This window comes from Polynucleobacter sp. UK-FUSCHL-C3, from assembly GCF_040409815.1.
Taxonomy (GTDB): domain Bacteria; phylum Pseudomonadota; class Gammaproteobacteria; order Burkholderiales; family Burkholderiaceae; genus Polynucleobacter.
Window position 1 is genome coordinate 1,461,596 of the sequence record NZ_CP099959.1, and the last position, 16,161, is coordinate 1,477,756.

Here is a 16,161-nt window from a genome sequence, read left to right on the forward strand (position 1 = left end):
ATACCTATATTTTATGAATATATTGGGTATAGAAACAGCAAAGCTACCAAGTCCATCTGCCCAGGGCGCTATACCCATCCTCGTTTTACTCGTATTAGTCATGATGCTGGTGCCGTTACCAGCTGTTTTGTTAGACGTTCTCTTTACCTTCAATATTGCCTTATCGATCATCGTTCTGTTTACGGCGATCAATATCAAGACCTTTAAAGACTTCGTTGCCTTCCCAACGGTTCTACTGCTCACCACCCTCTTACGCTTATCGTTAAACGTCGCATCAACCCGCGTGGTCTTGATGGATGGTCACGAAGGTACTGATGCAGCCGGTAAGGTGATCGAAGCCTTTGGTGTGTTCTTAATTGGTGGCAACTTTGCTGTTGGTATCGTGATCTTTATTGTGATCACCATCATTAACTTTGTCGTGATCACCAAAGGCTCTGGACGTGTGGCTGAAGTATCCGCCCGTTTTGCTTTGGACTCGATGCCTGGTAAGCAAATGGCAATTGATGCGGATCTGAATGCAGGAATTATTCAGCAAAGCGAAGCGAAGGCACGGCGTGCGGATGTAGCGCAAGAAGCAGATTTCTTTGGTTCCATGGACGGTGCTTCGAAGTTTGTGCGCGGGGACGCGATTGCCGGCATCATGATTTTGGTAATCAACCTCGTTGGCGGTGTCATGGTTGGTGTACTCCAACACGACATGGCCTTTGGCAAAGCCCTCTCAGTATTTGCTTCGCTCACCATTGGTGATGGCTTGGTGGCACAGATTCCTGCACTCATCATCTCGACTGCTGCCGGTATCTTGGTAACGCGCGTTGCGACCGAAGATGATTTCTCGGGTCAGGTATCCAAACAGTTTCAGGCTAATAGCAATGCGCTAGCGGTGGTTGCTGGCGTACTCGGTGTGCTGGGTGTGATCCCTGGCATGCCCCACTTTATCTTTATCGCCTTTGCGATCCTATTTGGAGGGCTCGCGTATCTCGCGCATCAAAACACCATCAAGAAAGAAGCGGCGGCGGCAGTCGCCGCCAAGGCAGCGCCCACCGGTAGTGAAGAGTTGGAGTGGAAAGACGTGCCGATTGTGGAGCCACTCTGTTTGGAGTTGGCCTACCGTTTAATACCGCTGGTGGATCGCGGTGATGAGAGCGATCTTATCAAACGCATTAAGGCTATACGACGTAAGTTTGTGAGTGAAGTGGGTTTCTTAATTCCTTCTGTACACATTCGGGATAACTTACAACTGCCTGCTGAGAACTACCGGGTCTTACTCTACGGTGCTGAAGTAGGTCGTGGTCAATGCTTACCCGATCGCCTCTTGGCGATTCAGCCTGCGGGCACCGAAGTGATTAGTGGTATTGCTGTGAAGGATCCAACCTTTGGTATGCCAGCGGTGTGGATTGAACGCAATCAACGCGATGATGCGATTACCAAGGGCTGCACCGTGGTGGAACCAGCAGTGGTTTTAGCGACTCACCTGGATCATTTGATTCGTCAACACTCCAGCGAGTTACTTGGTCGTCAAGAAACCCAAGATCTCTTAGATCACTTCAAGATGAGCTATCCGAAGTTGGTAGAAGATGTGATTCCGAAGGTGGTGAGTGTTGCTAACTTGCAGCGTATCTTGCAAATGCTCCTTGATGAGGATGTGCCGATCAAAGATTTGCGCACGATTATTGAAGTCGCTAGCGAGCATCCTGACAAATTGAGTAACCCGATCGAGGTGATGCCTTTCATTCGCTACGCTCTACGGCGCACGATTGTGCAAGAGACCTTGGGCGAAGGCCCAAGCTTCCAGGTCTTAGGAATTCAACCCGAGTTTGAGCGCTTAATTGAGCAATCGATCGGTGCTGGCGCGGTGGCGCCCGATGGCGTAATTGAGCCGTCTCTCGCACGTCTTTTTGGCGAAGAGGTCATTAAGGGCGTGCAAGAGATGGAAGCCAATAATTTACCCCCTGTGATTGTGAGTGGGACCCGTACCCGCATGACCTTTGCCAAGATTGCCAAGCGGGTTTGCCCCCAAGCAATCGTTCTGGCCTTGGGCGAACTCCCTCCCAGCGCCAACCTGAGCTTTTACCGAGTAATATGTAGTCAGGCAGGCCAAACCAACTAAAATCCCTGTATAACGGAGTTCATATGGGTCCCCAAAAATTTACCGCCTTAAATACTGCAGAAGCCTTAAAAAAGGTGCGTCTGGAGATGGGTGCCGACGCCATGATTTTGTCGACAAGCGATACCAAAAATGGGGTGGAGATTGTTGCCATTACCCCTGAAGACTTAGCGAATCTTTCTTCGGCAGCTGACCCCACAAATAAAGTAAGTCGTCCACGGCAGCTCGATCCTGAAGTGGAGATCGCACCCACCTTTAGTAGCAATCCTCGCTTGGGTCGTGACCTAGGCAGTCGTGCTAGCCCAAAACCGGTCAACCTTGCCTCCAATGAAAACACGGGTGGCTTTAAGAAGGTAGAGTTTCCGAAGATTTCCTCAACCAGCCTAAACTCCGACACCTTTAAACCAAGCTTCTTTGAGTCCTCCCAGCGAGTGCCTGCCAGTGAAGCCCGGTTTGTGGGAGATGGCGATAGTGATATTGCACCGCGTAGAAAACCAGTCAATGGAAACCATACTGAGTCAGCAGCGGCTCCCAAGAGCATTGCGGAGTTAGCTAACTCACCACGGGTCGAGAAACTCCTCACTGAAATTAGTGAAGTAAAGAACTTATTGCAGTCGCATGTGGCAGGTAACTTCTGGGGTAACTTACAGCAAGAGAAAACCCACCTCACTGAGGTGATTAAGCATCTTCTTAATACTGGGTTCTCCCCACAGCTCTGTGCTGACATTACTCGCAAACTGCCAGAGACTTCTGATCTCTCAACCCTCTTGCAAAGTGCGCGCGATCAAATTAAAGAGATGGTTAAAACGGTGGATGCCTTTGCTATGTTTGATAAAGGTGGCGTCTTTGCTTTCATTGGTCCTACTGGGGTTGGTAAGACCACTACGGTAGCCAAAATTGCAGCACGCTGTGTCTTGCGCTATGGTCGCAATCAGGTCACCTTACTCACAACCGATACCTATCGTATTGGTGCGCAAGAGCAACTCAAGGTCTTTGCCAAGATCTTGGGATTAACCGTAACCTCCCTCCGTGATGGCGAGGATCTTTCTTCTAAGTTAAAAGAGCTCTCGGGTCGCAAAATTGTGTTGCTCGATACCGCAGGTGTGAGCCAACGCGACACTCTGATGCTTGAGCAATCCAAAACCTTGCAAGATGGCTCCCAAAGCGCAGTGCGAATCTTAGTGATGAGCTCCACCACCGATTTGCGTACCCAAGAAGAGGTCATCAAATTACATAATCAAGCTGCCCAAAGTAATGGGGTAGGCAAGATTGAGGCGGCAGTGATCACCAAGATCGATGAAGCAGCGCATATTGCTCCAGTGGTCGATAGCATTATTCGGCATGACATGCCCCTACTCTTTATCTCCAATGGCCAACGTGTCCCAGAAGACTTAAGTTTGCCGGATTTAGATTACTTGAGTCATCGCGCCATCCAAGCGCGGGCGTTCTCCGATGATCTGTCCTACAGCGATGAGCAGATCCCAGCGATCTTCTCCAATAATTTAGGTGACTGGATCAAAACCTCCTAATGGCTGAGAGCGTTGCACAACCTGGGGTTGATCAAGCAGAGGGTCTGCGCACTATTTTTGGGGCAGAGTCTAGCTGTGTCGTTTGCCTAGCAAGCGCTCTGGATGCCGATACCACCATTCATTTAGGCCATGGCACTGCCCATGCACTGAAGAACGCTGGGCACAAAACTTTATTGGTTGATGAGTTTGGGCTCTCCGAGCGCAGAACCATGTCGGGGTTTTTATACCCCACCCGCTACGACTTAGCCCAAGCGTTTAGTAATGGGGTTGATCTACTTAAAGTGGTGCGCAATATTGATGATCATTTTTGGTATGCCACCGCAGCCAAAATTCGGTCCCAGAATGATCGACGCCAAATCAAATTACCCACCCTTGATGAGCGCCTCTTACATGCAGGCTTGAGTATTGATTACATCTTGCTTCCTACCAACGATCCCAATGCCAATGTCCTGTCTTTTTATGGCAAGCAGATCAAACGCTTTGTGGTGAGCTCACCCGATCACAAGTCCTTAAGCCGTGCTTTAGCGATGGTGCGTGAGATGTCGGTCTTGCAAAGCGATGAAAGTTACCCGGTCTTAATTATTGGTGGGGCATCTGAAGAAGAGGGGCAAGCGGCTTTTCAGAAACTAGCCGATGCTTCGCAATCGGCTCTGCGCCAAGCCTTGCACTTTGCAGGTTGGGTGAAAGCGTTTATGGCAAGTCGGATTGTGGTTGACCCGGAAGATAATGAGATTAGTGTACCGGTTGCAGGCCCTGTCAGCGAGTTTGTCTTGCCAGTGGATTTCTTTAAAACGATTTCTGCAAAAATTACTGCGTAGTTCTTTATTTCTGTTCTATTATTTTTGTTTTGTTTCCTCTGAATTGATCTGAATGCCCCCTCGCAATCCCGTTGCTTACCAGGCGCTTGACCTCAACGACGCCATCACCGAGCATTTGCCCCTGGTAAAGCGGATTGCCTATCAAATTGCCTCGCGTCTGCCTCCCAATGTGGAACTCGATGATTTGGTCCAAGAGGGTTTAACCGGTTTACTTGATGCTCTAAAGCGTTACGAACCACAACCTAACCTTAATTTCGAGGTCTATGCGCGCACCCGTATTCGGGGTGCAATCTATGATGCGTGTCGGCGCAATGACATCTTGCCGCGCAACCAACGTGATGGTCTTGTTAATTTAGAGAAAACCACTCGCTCCTTGGAGCAAAAACTAGGGCGCCACCCCTCCGAGATTGAGATCGCCGATGCCTGCGAGATTAGCCTTGATGAGTATCACGCGGTAATGGGCACCATGGTCAATTTGATGCCGTTAGATGATTTATCCGAAGACATGCTCCCCGCCGATATGGATTCGGATCCGATGCAAGCTGCCTCAATGCGTCAGTTTGCCGATCGCATTGCCACTATTTTGGAGAGCCTGCCAGAAAACGAGCGCTTAGTCATGGCCTTGCATTACCAAGAAGATTTGTCCTACCGAGAAATTGCCCAGGTCATGAACCTCACTGCAGGGCGCATTAGCCAGATCCACACCCAAGGCATGATCCGGATTCGGGCGAAGTTAAAAATCGCTTAAGGTTTACCTAAACTTTACGAGACAGTACCCCGCCTACGGCGCCGGGCACTTCGCCATCGCTGCCATAGGTTGCCCCAGGAGCTTGTTGGGCAATGAAGGATTGCATCGCGGCGCTGCGCTGCATCGCCAATCGAATGAGGTCTCCATTGATTTGATGATCAACCGAAGCCTGGTCTAAAAGACCATGCAAGATCTGCTTTTGTTCTTCGGGATATTGGTTGATATCGGATTTCAGTTTCTCAGGACCATCAGGGTAGCCATTGATTAACTCAAGCGCCACGCGTGTTTGCTCCAGTGCCTCGGGTAAGGCGTCCATATTATTGGTCTCTAAGGTCTGTCGCAACTTAGCAACGGCACTAGCAATTTGTTCAAGTAGCGTCTTTAGTTCAGCAAAGGTCATGGCGTAATGGTATTAGTTTTGCAATGCATGCAAGCATACGCTAAGGCTTCTGGGCCTTCAAGTCTTGGGGTGTTGGGTCTTACTTGGAACGGACTTTACTGCCAAGGGCAGCAATCGTGTCACCAAGCATGCCATTAGCAATCTTTTGGTAATCGATTTCAAACTCACCAGAGTCGATCTTTGCCCGAATCTTATCTAAGAGAAGCTTATCGGTAGCGGTCTTATCGGTTTTGAGTTCTTCTTTAATCTCGGCTAATTTTGCAGTCAGGCTGATATCCAGACTAACGGCTGGGCCTTTTAAGGCGGCAGCTTTGGGGTCGGCCGCAGCAGGCAATGGAGGTTTTTGGGCGACATCTACCCTGCCAGGCTCTTTGCCAGACGGAATCAGCGGTGTACTGTCGTTAATCTTCATCGTTATCCCTTATTACTGCATTGACCTCAATTGACTGCTTGTACCCTACACTTTAACGGTCTAGGGTCATTTCAACAACTCCAGGCCGGATTACCTTGCCCTGAAGCACTTGTCCATCGTTTAGCCTAACCCGAACCATATCATTAATCATGCCTTGGGTTTGGGCGGTTCCCGAACCGGTTACCTGAAAATCCCGCCCCTTCAAAAGGATGGTTACAGGATCTCCTACCTTGATAACGGCAGTTTCTCGTAAATCGTTTAGCCCAATCGGCATCCCCATTTGGATGGGGCGGGTTAAGACCCGATCGTCAGCCTCTTTTGGGGTCCGGATGACGTCATCGGGGACGCTGGTGAGGTCACCATTAATAATCCGCATATCCGAGCTAGAGAGCCGATTGCCGGGCTGTAAATAGCGGGTAGAGACCACATAGTCCCCGTAGACCCGGATCATCAGGGGGATGTTGTAAAGCCAAGCGGCCTTTAGGCAGCGCACCTGCACTAGGCTTCGACCCCATAGGCGCACATTGGGGGCCGAGAGAACCTCAATCGAGCCACCTTGGCAGCTTGGCAGGTTCATGGAAGGGTCTAAAAAGTCGACCTCGGTCCTAAAACCTAAGACGGTTGGGCTTTTTTGAATAAAACGGCGAATATTGTTTTGTACCTCCAGCGGGATGCCAGGGGCTTGAAGAGCCTGATTTGGGGTGGTATTAACTTGGTTTTGGGGCTGCGCTTGGGGCTGTATTTGGGCCTGATTTTGAGCATGAACCGGGCTAAGCCAGACGAGCCCCAAGAGGATCAAAAAACTGAGTCGCAGGGAGCAAACGCTACTCATCGTGTAAAGCGGTCAATCGCCACCCAGTAATGTGCCCGGCTAGCCCCATCGAGAGCAATTCCACCGAGCCACACTGGTTTTGATAGGGAATGAGGTAATTCCAAGTGAATGTTCATGGTTTGCATACCAATGAACTCGTGGGCATACACCTCATAACTTTGATTGCCAACACGCAGCTTTAGTTGGATCTTGGGATCTTCGATCTCACCTAACTGATCCCAGATATTTTTTTCGGATTGAACGATCGTGTCGTACGAGATGTACTGAACAGCGGGTATGGCATAACACTCATCGTGACGGATGAAGTTCACAATCGGCATGCGAATGAGGCTTGATGGACAGCTAATGCGTATACCCTTTTCCATCACTTCAATGCTGCCAGCAATCGATGCCAGCATGCCACCCACCGCCACCACCTGATCTTCGGTTGGAGTGACTGCATCGAGATCTACAAAAACCATCGAGCCCTGCTCGACGGCAAAAATACTGGGGCATGGGGGCAAGATGCTGAGGCAGGTTACCAAGGTCTGCGCGATATCAGGGTCTGCATACACTTCATCAATTAATAACTCATCGGTCAAGCCCTCAAATCGTTTCTTAAGAGATTGCTGTCCAACGCGTACTAAATCATCTTGCTGATCGCTTAGTAAATGATCGATTTCACTGCGGCTCCAGCCTTTGGCTTTTTGAGCGGTCATCCGCACAGCCTGCAAACGATTTAAGCTGGTACGCCGATTAAAGGTGTATTGCGCATGGTGATCAATAAACTCAGTAGCAACTGTTTTATCAAGCGAACTCATATCGTTGATCTCCGTCGGACTCACTGGGGTATTGAATGCCGTGTTTAGGGAAGCAATGCTATCGCCTGAACTCGTCATTGGATTTAAAAAAGGTTTGAAGATCGCATCAAGATCCTGAATCGTCTGATCTAAGCGTTTATTAATAATGTCACTTGAGGTGGGGTAGTCGATGATGGGATCGACCATATTGTTTTGTGCAATGGCGCGATTTTTAAAGGAATCAACCGCGACGTGCACATTACCTAAACTCGCATGCACCTCCGATAAGGAGTGCGCAATACTCTGCTTATTAAAGCGCAGTAATTGTTTCCAGAAATCTTTTTTCTGTATCTCTAAATGGGTCAGGTCTTGCGTGGTTTGATCGCCATCATCCGAGCCGGATGAGACGTTCTCGGTCTCGGCTCGCACAATCTCAACAAGATCATTGATAAGCAAAACCAACTCTTTGCCATTTTTACCATCTAGCTCGGTTTGCGAACTCGTGGGGCGATGCACTTTTAACTGTTGACCAAGTTCCGTTGCAAAGTTGCTGAGCTCCACCATGCGCGCACCGTCTAGAGCATTTGCCAGATCAACGCAATGCATGATGAGGCTATCAAAATTACCAAGATCCTGCGATTGGGCAATCGCCAAGCCCTCCAGGGCTCGGTCGATATCCACCAGAAATAATGGGCGCTCTTCAGCCATGGTGATCAATCCACTTCTTTAGCTCCGATACAGACTCGCCTAAATGCTCTAACTCTTTTTTCCACTCATCGGCCGATTGCATGACCCGATTGGCATCTTGCTCAAAGATTTGTAAAGAGCCTGAGCTGGAGATGGCTGAGTGGGTTTTGCGCATCCGCTGATCTAATTGATCATGCAGTTCTTTGACAAGGCCCTCGGTCTGGGTCACCGTCGACTCCACTTCCTCGATTAAGCCATTAAGTTTTTCAGTCTCGGCCGCTAATTGCTTACCCGAGTGATTGTCAAGAATGGCTAAGTAAAGACGAATCCCCTGCTGCTTTAAGGCAGCAAACGCTTCTTGAATCTGCTCAGGCACTTCAATCGCTTCAATGCCTGAATCCGTTTCTAGCTCTGGTGGGTGACCTACTTCGCTAGCTTGGCGACTTAGCATAGCAATCGACTGTCTTAGCTTAATGCCTAACTCATTGACCATATGAAAACGTTCGCTTAGGCCATCGAGCTCTTTATGCAACTCTTCTTTAAAGGCTTGATGACGCTTTGAAGACAAACGCTCCGCCTTACGATCGACTTGATTATTAGTCCAGCGCTGAACTAGGGGTGATTTAGGTGTGCTGTCGGTATAGACCAACATCTTCTTAAAGCGACTCACTAGAAATGCACTCAGTAATGCTAAGAGTGAAGACACTACGCTAATGAGTAATAAGATCGATGGCAGGTTACCGTAGGCTTCATTGAGAGCGGGAGGCTGTAAGCCGCTCTTTTGAGCTGCAAGCCGAATATTTTTGGGATCTGCAGTAATCGTGCGCACTGCGATCACTTGCTTATTAAAGTCTTGCAAAGCCCGCAGACTCGGCTGAGCCCTGGTTTGCCAAATGGTGGCTCGCAACTTGGTCGTTAACTCAATGGCTTTGGGGTTTGGCTTTGCACCAGGCGCCGGTTTAAGAACAGCGGCATCCAATAAATTGCGCTGATCAATCGTCTCAGCAAGCGTTTTGTTTAATTCCGCAATGATTGCAGCGTCGGTCAAATTAATATGCCACGCCTTACTCGCTTTAATGAATGCATCGGCGCTCATGGCCATCTTGTAGAGCGGAGAATCTTCAGGAGTCTTAGCAGGATCCAATAGGCCCGCAGGCGCTACAAAGGGAACTAAGATTTGGGCTAAGAGTTTAATGTTGTTGAGCTCAATCTCTTGGTTCGTTAGACTTGTGATGGAGCTGTCCACTTTCGCAGCCACTGCAATCACATCGCTAGCATTCTGCAGCACCGGAATGCTCTTAGGATCAGGAACTACAGTAATGGCTTCTTTGGGGGAAGGATTTAAGACTTCTTCCAATGAACTAAATAAAGAATGCGCTAAGCCGTCGAGCGCACCAAAGAACGAGTCTGATCTTTGCAAAGGCGTCACATCCACTTCTTTTACTGTCTCCTTTGGGGTCTCCTTTGGAGCTTCCTTAGCCAGATCCTTGGTGGCGTCTTTGCTAGCATCCTTCTGAGCTTCCTTAGTAGGGGCAACTGGCTTGGGTGCTTCTCGGGTCTTATTAATGACCTGAACTTGATCTAAGAATTGCTTGAGATCTTTATCGGATTTTTTTAGACTTGCAAACCATGCGGTATCAAAGGGATGGGGCCGGTTAATTTGATCAGCGAGATCCTTCAACACAAAAGGGAGTTTGATGGCAATCGCTTGCTCAACCGAGATCTCATTGGCATACCGATCTTCATTGATCCAGTGACGCTCTGCTAAAAATGCCGCCATTCCGGTGAGGATGGAAATAATCAGAAATACGAAACTCAGAATGGGCCAGGCGTGCGCAGGTTTTGGGGAAACAAAAACCGTATCTTTGACACTATCGTCTTGGCTTGTTTTAGCCTTTGTATTGGTATTTTCCATTTGACTATCCACGCTCTTAATTTGTCAGTACTTTAACGATCAAGTAATCTAAACCACCATAGTGAACCGAACTTGCATCCTCGTTTAAGGCCACATGAAAAGGCCCAGCAATTTTGTGGGCCCTAAACCCCGGACCCATTCGACCGCGTTCCTTCAAAACAATGACCCAACTCGGATCTTCACAATCTCGACTCCAAGCGCCTTGCGAAAGCTTGGCATGCATTGGCTTTAGTAATGCGTGATGGGGCTTTAAATAAACTGGCTCCCCTTCATGCACCACAATTCCGTCTAGGCGTAAGGCATTGGCAGATTGCAGGGGCTGTTTGCAGATAAAGCTTGCATAAATTTGCCGTGCAGAGATAGCGCAATGCTGTCCATTGATCTCAACGCCAAGCCAGTACTCTGAAAGCGGTGTGCTCATGCTGAACTTTTCTGCCTAGAAGACCTACTATATAGATAAGATAACAGAGCGATCCCAAACAACAACAGTGCTGCCACAAAACCGCTTGCTGCATCCCCTAAACCACTCAAAATATCGATCACTTTATTCTCTAAGATACGGCGTTGGCTAAAGTAATCCTCCAGACTCTCGGTCCAGCGTTTGTGCTGCCAGGCAATCAAATCACTTGATTTAACCCGGATTGGTTTCGCGCTATTTAAGTCGACAATGTCTTTACCCAAATTACTTAATTGTTGAGCCATTTGCATCAGGTTATTCGCTGCGTCGGCTCGCCAGTCTGCTGGAATCGCGCTCATAAAATCAGCCTTGTATTGCTCAGCCAGTTTTTTGGCATCTTGCTCCGTAATATAGATCACGTCTTGTGGCAAAGCGAACTTGATACCGGTGTTGTTACCCGAGAAAATCATGCCCTTTGAGCCGCGTATAAATAAATTGAGTTCCCTCTTGTCGCGCGACACTCGCATTGCTAGCTCGGAGACAGGCTTCTCGCTCAAGGCACTATAAAAACCCATGACCGATTCAAGCTTAGTCTCGCCAACCGAAATAATGATGTCACCCTGCTTCACCCCGGAGAGCTCCGCAAAAGAGCCTGGCTCGAGCGCAGCAACGACCGGTTTAATAATCTGCAAACTGGGCCGAGATAGTTTATTTTCGTAATCGGCAAAAAACTCAAATGTTTTCTGCACCGCAGGATCTAGCTCAAGACGCTGATCGCCTACAGGAGCTGGTCCCTTCACAGGTTCAGGAGCAGGCGTCTTTTCGGTCAAGTTATTGGGTGGACGCTTACTAATTTTTTTCATGAGCAGCTCATAACGCTGTGGTCCCACAAAATCTGCAAAGCGGGGTTGCTTGACCGTCAAGTTCTTAAAGTTGACGGCTGCCTCGGTTAAATCACCCGCTGCATTAAATAAGACGCCAAGCGCAAGGACCAGCAAGACACTGGCAAAACCCAAAAACCAAACATGGATAGACCGCTTCGATTCGTTAGGCATACGTGGGCTAATCTTTACTTATTTTTTTCGAATCGCTTGATTCAGAATAAAACGACTCTTAAGGGTCTCGACTTCTCGATGTTCAGCTAATAGCTGTACCTCTGTTTTGCGTTTATCCATCAATAAACGACAGCTAGCAAGATCATCAATCCAATCGCCCGAGCGCATCTCAATAACGGCTTTTTCGAGGATCTCGCGACCTGTTGATTCATTAGCCTTTACTCGTGCTACCAATAACTTCACATCGTCCGTGTCTTTTAGAGTTAGTTCTACAAAATAGGTTCTAGCAAAACGATGATGAATCGCAGTTAATAAATACTGATGCTCTTGCAAGGTAAAGCGGATGAGGATGCCATCTTCCGCCACAATGGGCTCTACCGATAAATCGGTAATGCCTGCCTGACGATGCCACTCTAAATCGGTTTCTTGTGCCTCGGGGGACTTTTTAGGAAAGGCTCGGGTCTCAAAATAAATTTGGTACAGGGTCTCTGGAAAATGCTTCTCAACCGCCAGATTTTTGAGGACCTCAGCAGTCGATGTGATTCTGAGGCGCTCGGCCATTAGATCCAACTTCATGCTGGTAATTTTTTGGTTAATTACATCTTCAAGCTGATGCGTTTTTTGTAAGCTACCAAGGAGCACGGGCTCCAATTTTGCTTTTTCACTCTCTTCGGGTGAGACCGGTTTTGGTTCTTCTTTTTTCTTGGTTAGCAAATCCCTTAAAAAAATGATTGTGACAAAGCAAAAAAGGGTGGCACAAACCACCACAATCCACTTTCCCACGGTCATATTTTGAAAGAATGCCAACATATATTCACTACCAAAACCTTTAGTTTAACGAATGCCCAGTGCATTATCCATGCTCCATTGCCCTATTCTAGACTGCCCATTTAAGAGCGGCTAAAGGCCTGGCAATGCCCGCCTAGTCTTTTGTAAATGGCTCCTGATAAAGGGGGCAGGCAATGGCTTGAAGTTTCGCTTGTAGATTCTCAAGAGCGCCCTGCTGGGAGGCTGGCAATAACGCCATGGGGGCCTGGCCTAATTCTTGGGCAACCGCCAAGATTGCACGGATTTGGGTCGCTGCCTTTGGCTCGTGCGTCAGTTGCTCACACAAACTAGCAGCCATCTTGACGCGATCAAAGGAGTATTCACTTTGGCTATGCAAGCGAGATTGCGCTCGACCATAGTGATCCAAGCAAAGAGAATAGTGAGACGCTCTAATCTTGGTCAATAAATCCCCCAATAAGGCAGCGCTTTGGGAGAGCCAATGCTCATCAATTTCAAGGCAGATTGTCTTGGGGTCAAGACGATGCGCCCCCACAAACTCGTGCAGGCTTTGTAAACATTCTTGGCTAAAGCGCGGGTGATTGATGGCTAGTGACAAGGGAAGGTCAATCGACAGCGAAAACGAATTTTTTTCATCGCCTAAATCACTTTGATAGCGCTCCTTTAGGCTCTCTAAATAGGTAAACCACTGATCTAAACGGCTGAGATGATGGGGCAATAAAATCTCTGCTCCGATCACTTGACCCTGCGCATCTTTTTGCAGTGCGTATTGTTGTTTACTAGCAATGGGGTCCGGTGCAATAGAGGGTGCGTGCTCTACCTCATGCATCACCAGTGTATTACCCCCTTGTAACTTCGCCTCTCTTAACGCAGCGTCTGCTTTTGCAATCCAGGCATCTAGGCTTTGCGTACTGGGTAAATAAATGGGGCAGCAGCCCATGCTCGTGGTGATTGAATACTGCGTTTGATCAATGAGGAAGGGTTTTTGCATTTGCTCCAGTAATCGCTCGCAGATCACACGCCCTTGGGATGTAAGCGATTCTGGGTTAAGCCCTCGCAATATGAGTACAAATTCATCGCCTCCAAAACGGGCAATGACATCATCGGCTCGCAAAACCGATAGCAAGCGTTGGGAGAACGCAGCTAGCAACGTATCGCCAAAGGCATGCCCTGTTTGGTTGGCTTGCTTAAAGTGATCGATATCGATAAAGCAAAATAGAGCCGCACCTTCTAAGGTACTTAGTAGCTCAGGAATACGCTGCTCTAGAAAACGTCGATTCGGCAACTTACACAGCGGGTCAACAAAAACGAGCTGCTCAATTTCGTGTGGACTTAGCGAATCAAGCTTGAGTTGAGTGGCCTCAGCCATGATTTGAATCGAACTTAATCGTACCAAGAGGCGCCGAGGTACCAGCGATTTAGTTTTGAGGTAACCCGAGCGTTCTCAATCGCACTGCGGGTGCTTTCCATCTCTTTCAAGACGCGGGCATTCGGTTCGTACAGCTCACAGCCAACGCGCACTCTATCCATCGCCACACCTGGACGATTGTTTTTGATGACTAAATCAATCGGGCCCGAACGCGATTTCAGGCGCTCGAAGAAACCGCCGTGCCAATATCGGCCAATGTCTACTTGCGTTGCATCCAAACGAATATCTAATAGAATACCGCGTGCGCTTATATCAACTACTTTAGTCAATAACTCCTGACCTGCGCCCAAACTTAAAACGAAATAAAGGTCCTCGTCCATGGGTCCAAGCGTTCTAAATTCTTTACGTCGCTGAATCAAGATCAAGTCCGTAGGGATGGAGCCAATCAATTCCTCTTTTTCGTTGATCTTTAAAATATGGGTAATAAACTGCATCTTGCCATTGGGGCCACAGAAGACTGCAACCTGGTCTTTGCCAATCAGCTCTGCTGCACTACCCCCGTGTAACTTAAATATCACACCATGTGCCGGATCGGCGCGTAGTATCTCCACGGGCACTCCAGCTCCAATTTCTCCAAGCGGATAAAGTCCTCCTAGGGGTTGGCGCTCTGACTCCCGCTCAATAGTCTTCATCACAAAGCGGGGCTCAACCTTCCAGCTAGGTTCAATAACAGATAGGGTCTCTGGGGGGCTGATCGTAAATTTCATATTTTTAACTTAATAACAGTACCCCGTATTATGAACACACTAGGCCTTTAATGATTTCCATGGGTGAGCCTTCTGGTACGTCTCGTTCCTTCAGATCAAATCCTGAGTCGGTCTGTAATACTGGTTTTCCCAAGGCATTTGCTTGGGCATATTTGATCAAGGCTAAGGTAGAAAACCGATTTTTGCGGCAGTCAAATAGAACGTTACGACGCGTTGACAAGACGGTGAGCGGTGCCTGGCTCGGATCTTGATAAAAATTAGTGAGAACCCAGACCTTTTTCCAATCGGGGGGTAAATTTTTGATCGAGCTTTGGTAAATATAAATACTGTGGGATTTGGTATCCAAAATTGGCTTTAGATCGGTCATCAAGGGCTGGGCGTGTGCGACCCCAACCCAACTCACGAAGCTGCAGACAATTCCGAGCAAAGCAAAACCCAAGCCTAGAGTAGTAGTCTGATGATTTTTTGGAAGGATGTGTATTTTTTTGAATAACATACAATAGTCTTTAATCGCCTTACTGGCACCGTTTACTAAATTTGGTATGGCGCCCAGACGGTATATAGCTTAAGGGAATTATAAGTTCAACGAATGAAACCCGAACATTTTTCCAGGCACGAGCAGTACCTGCATACGGCCAAACAGATCGAATCTGCTCATCGCTCCTACCTTGAAGCACTGCGTGCCATTGAGGAGGAAAAGGATGAGGCAGTGATTTACTCCCATGTTAAAAAGGCGAACGCTGCGATTGAATCAGCATTCCCTGAAAAATTTAGTCCTCCTGCAAGACCCATGAGCATTAAAGCCGATGACGAAAAAAAGGGTAAGCACCTCTTTCTCATTCTCGCCGTTGCATTGGGCATTGTTGGTGTTTTGCTATTTTTGACCCTTTTTGGGCCAACCGGCGATATGACCAAATCTTGGAATATGGACGATGTTCAAAAGAACTCGATCTATCCTAAGTCCCAGTAATTAAAGAGAAATTTAGCTAAATAGCCTATTGCTAGACTTTTGCAGCCGATCCAGCGTCATCAGCCGGTTTGCTTTGAGAATCCGCAGCAACAGGCGCCTCAGCCGAAGCACTCGCTTGGGTCGCGTCTTGTGCGAGCGGTGGCGCATCAGAGCAGTTCTTAATCCAATAGCGAGCCGCAGCCACACTGGTTGTATAAAACCTGATCTTGCTCTCTCGCATGACCGTATAAAAGCGTTGGCTGCGAATGCGTGACTCTGAAATGAAATGGGTTGCCATAATTTTTACCTGTTGTGCCCTGGTAAGTTTAGATAACGGCTATATCCTGACCGAATGTTAGTTGATTGGCAAACTTTTTTATAAATACCATTTAAAACAGTCACTTATAGAATATGTTGTAGTTAGAGAATTTAGTATTGACCGGATCATAAAAGTTAGTGATCATTCACTTAATATGGATTTTTCATGGTTTTCTGGCAATTTCTGGAGTTGTTTAAGGCAAGCCCAATGTCGTCAATCCACCCCTATTTGAAGATTTTTAAGTAAGTATTTGATTTGTATCCCAATAATTTTGTAGAATCGAACCATATTTAAC

The 16,161-nt window shown here is 47.8% G+C and carries 17 protein-coding genes; 5 read left to right on the forward strand and 12 right to left on the reverse strand.

Going from position 1 to position 16,161, the window contains the following annotated elements:
* Positions 1-13: 13 nt before the first annotated feature.
* The 4 genes from flhA to NKE59_RS07415 are packed head-to-tail and all read left to right on the forward strand — an operon-like array spanning position 14 to position 5,199.
* A complete protein-coding gene (flhA, locus tag NKE59_RS07400; protein ID WP_353438339.1) occupies positions 14-2,107 on the forward strand; it encodes a flagellar biosynthesis protein FlhA in 2,094 nt (697 codons plus the stop codon).
* A gap of 23 nt (positions 2,108-2,130) precedes the next feature.
* Complete coding sequence (flhF, locus tag NKE59_RS07405) at positions 2,131-3,633, forward strand: flagellar biosynthesis protein FlhF (protein ID WP_353438340.1); 1,503 nt, start codon at positions 2,131-2,133, stop codon at positions 3,631-3,633.
* A complete protein-coding gene (locus NKE59_RS07410; protein ID WP_353438341.1) occupies positions 3,633-4,451 on the forward strand; it encodes a hypothetical protein in 819 nt (272 codons plus the stop codon). The genes flhF and NKE59_RS07410 overlap by 1 nt, the downstream gene beginning before the upstream one ends.
* A gap of 52 nt (positions 4,452-4,503) precedes the next feature.
* Positions 4,504-5,199: a FliA/WhiG family RNA polymerase sigma factor gene (locus NKE59_RS07415; RefSeq protein ID WP_353438342.1), complete on the forward strand. Its 696-nt coding sequence runs from the start codon at positions 4,504-4,506 to the stop codon at positions 5,197-5,199.
* A gap of 7 nt (positions 5,200-5,206) precedes the next feature.
* Here NKE59_RS07415 and NKE59_RS07420 read toward each other — a convergent pair whose 3' ends face one another.
* From NKE59_RS07420 to NKE59_RS07470, 11 genes are all read right to left on the reverse strand, one after another.
* Complete coding sequence (locus NKE59_RS07420; RefSeq protein WP_353438343.1) at positions 5,207-5,599, reverse strand: hypothetical protein; 393 nt, start codon at positions 5,597-5,599, stop codon at positions 5,207-5,209.
* Between the two features lie 79 nt (positions 5,600-5,678).
* Entirely contained in the window at positions 5,679-6,011 is a 333-nt protein-coding gene (locus tag NKE59_RS07425; protein ID WP_353438344.1) for a flagellar biosynthesis anti-sigma factor FlgM, read from the reverse strand.
* 52 nt (positions 6,012-6,063) lie between these two features.
* Positions 6,064-6,843 (reverse strand): flagellar basal body P-ring formation chaperone FlgA, encoded by a 780-nt coding sequence (gene flgA, locus NKE59_RS07430; protein ID WP_353438345.1) that lies wholly within the window; start codon positions 6,841-6,843, stop codon positions 6,064-6,066.
* On the reverse strand, positions 6,840-8,330 hold the full coding sequence (locus tag NKE59_RS07435) for a hypothetical protein (RefSeq protein WP_353438346.1): 1,491 nt from the start codon (positions 8,328-8,330) through the stop codon (positions 6,840-6,842). The genes flgA and NKE59_RS07435 overlap by 4 nt, the downstream gene beginning before the upstream one ends.
* Complete coding sequence (locus tag NKE59_RS07440; protein ID WP_353438347.1) at positions 8,323-10,224, reverse strand: hypothetical protein; 1,902 nt, start codon at positions 10,222-10,224, stop codon at positions 8,323-8,325. Before NKE59_RS07440 ends, NKE59_RS07435 begins: the two co-directional genes overlap by 8 nt.
* 16 nt (positions 10,225-10,240) lie before the next feature.
* Positions 10,241-10,645, reverse strand: coding sequence for a hypothetical protein (locus NKE59_RS07445; protein WP_353438348.1), 405 nt, complete (start codon positions 10,643-10,645; stop codon positions 10,241-10,243).
* Positions 10,642-11,676, reverse strand: coding sequence for a hypothetical protein (locus tag NKE59_RS07450; protein WP_353438349.1), 1,035 nt, complete (start codon positions 11,674-11,676; stop codon positions 10,642-10,644). Before NKE59_RS07450 ends, NKE59_RS07445 begins: the two co-directional genes overlap by 4 nt.
* Positions 11,677-11,694: 18 nt before the next feature.
* Entirely contained in the window at positions 11,695-12,486 is a 792-nt protein-coding gene (locus tag NKE59_RS07455; protein ID WP_353438350.1) for a hypothetical protein, read from the reverse strand.
* A gap of 112 nt (positions 12,487-12,598) precedes the next feature.
* Positions 12,599-13,831 (reverse strand): diguanylate cyclase, encoded by a 1,233-nt coding sequence (locus NKE59_RS07460; protein WP_353438351.1) that lies wholly within the window; start codon positions 13,829-13,831, stop codon positions 12,599-12,601.
* Positions 13,832-13,845: 14 nt separating this feature from the next.
* Positions 13,846-14,598, reverse strand: a complete 753-nt coding sequence (locus NKE59_RS07465; protein ID WP_353438352.1) for a hypothetical protein — start codon at positions 14,596-14,598, stop codon at positions 13,846-13,848.
* A gap of 28 nt (positions 14,599-14,626) precedes the next feature.
* Positions 14,627-15,094: a surface-adhesin E family protein gene (locus tag NKE59_RS07470; protein ID WP_353438353.1), complete on the reverse strand. Its 468-nt coding sequence runs from the start codon at positions 15,092-15,094 to the stop codon at positions 14,627-14,629.
* A gap of 93 nt (positions 15,095-15,187) precedes the next feature.
* Between NKE59_RS07470 and NKE59_RS07475 the strand changes: the two genes are divergently transcribed.
* The gene (locus NKE59_RS07475; RefSeq protein WP_353438354.1) at positions 15,188-15,568 is read left to right on the forward strand and encodes a hypothetical protein; all 381 of its coding nucleotides are present in this window, start codon (positions 15,188-15,190) and stop codon (positions 15,566-15,568) included.
* 31 nt (positions 15,569-15,599) lie between these two features.
* Here the strand turns inward: NKE59_RS07475 and NKE59_RS07480 are convergent, their stop codons facing one another.
* Entirely contained in the window at positions 15,600-15,845 is a 246-nt protein-coding gene (locus NKE59_RS07480; RefSeq protein WP_353438355.1) for a hypothetical protein, read from the reverse strand.
* Positions 15,846-16,161 lie beyond the last annotated feature (316 nt).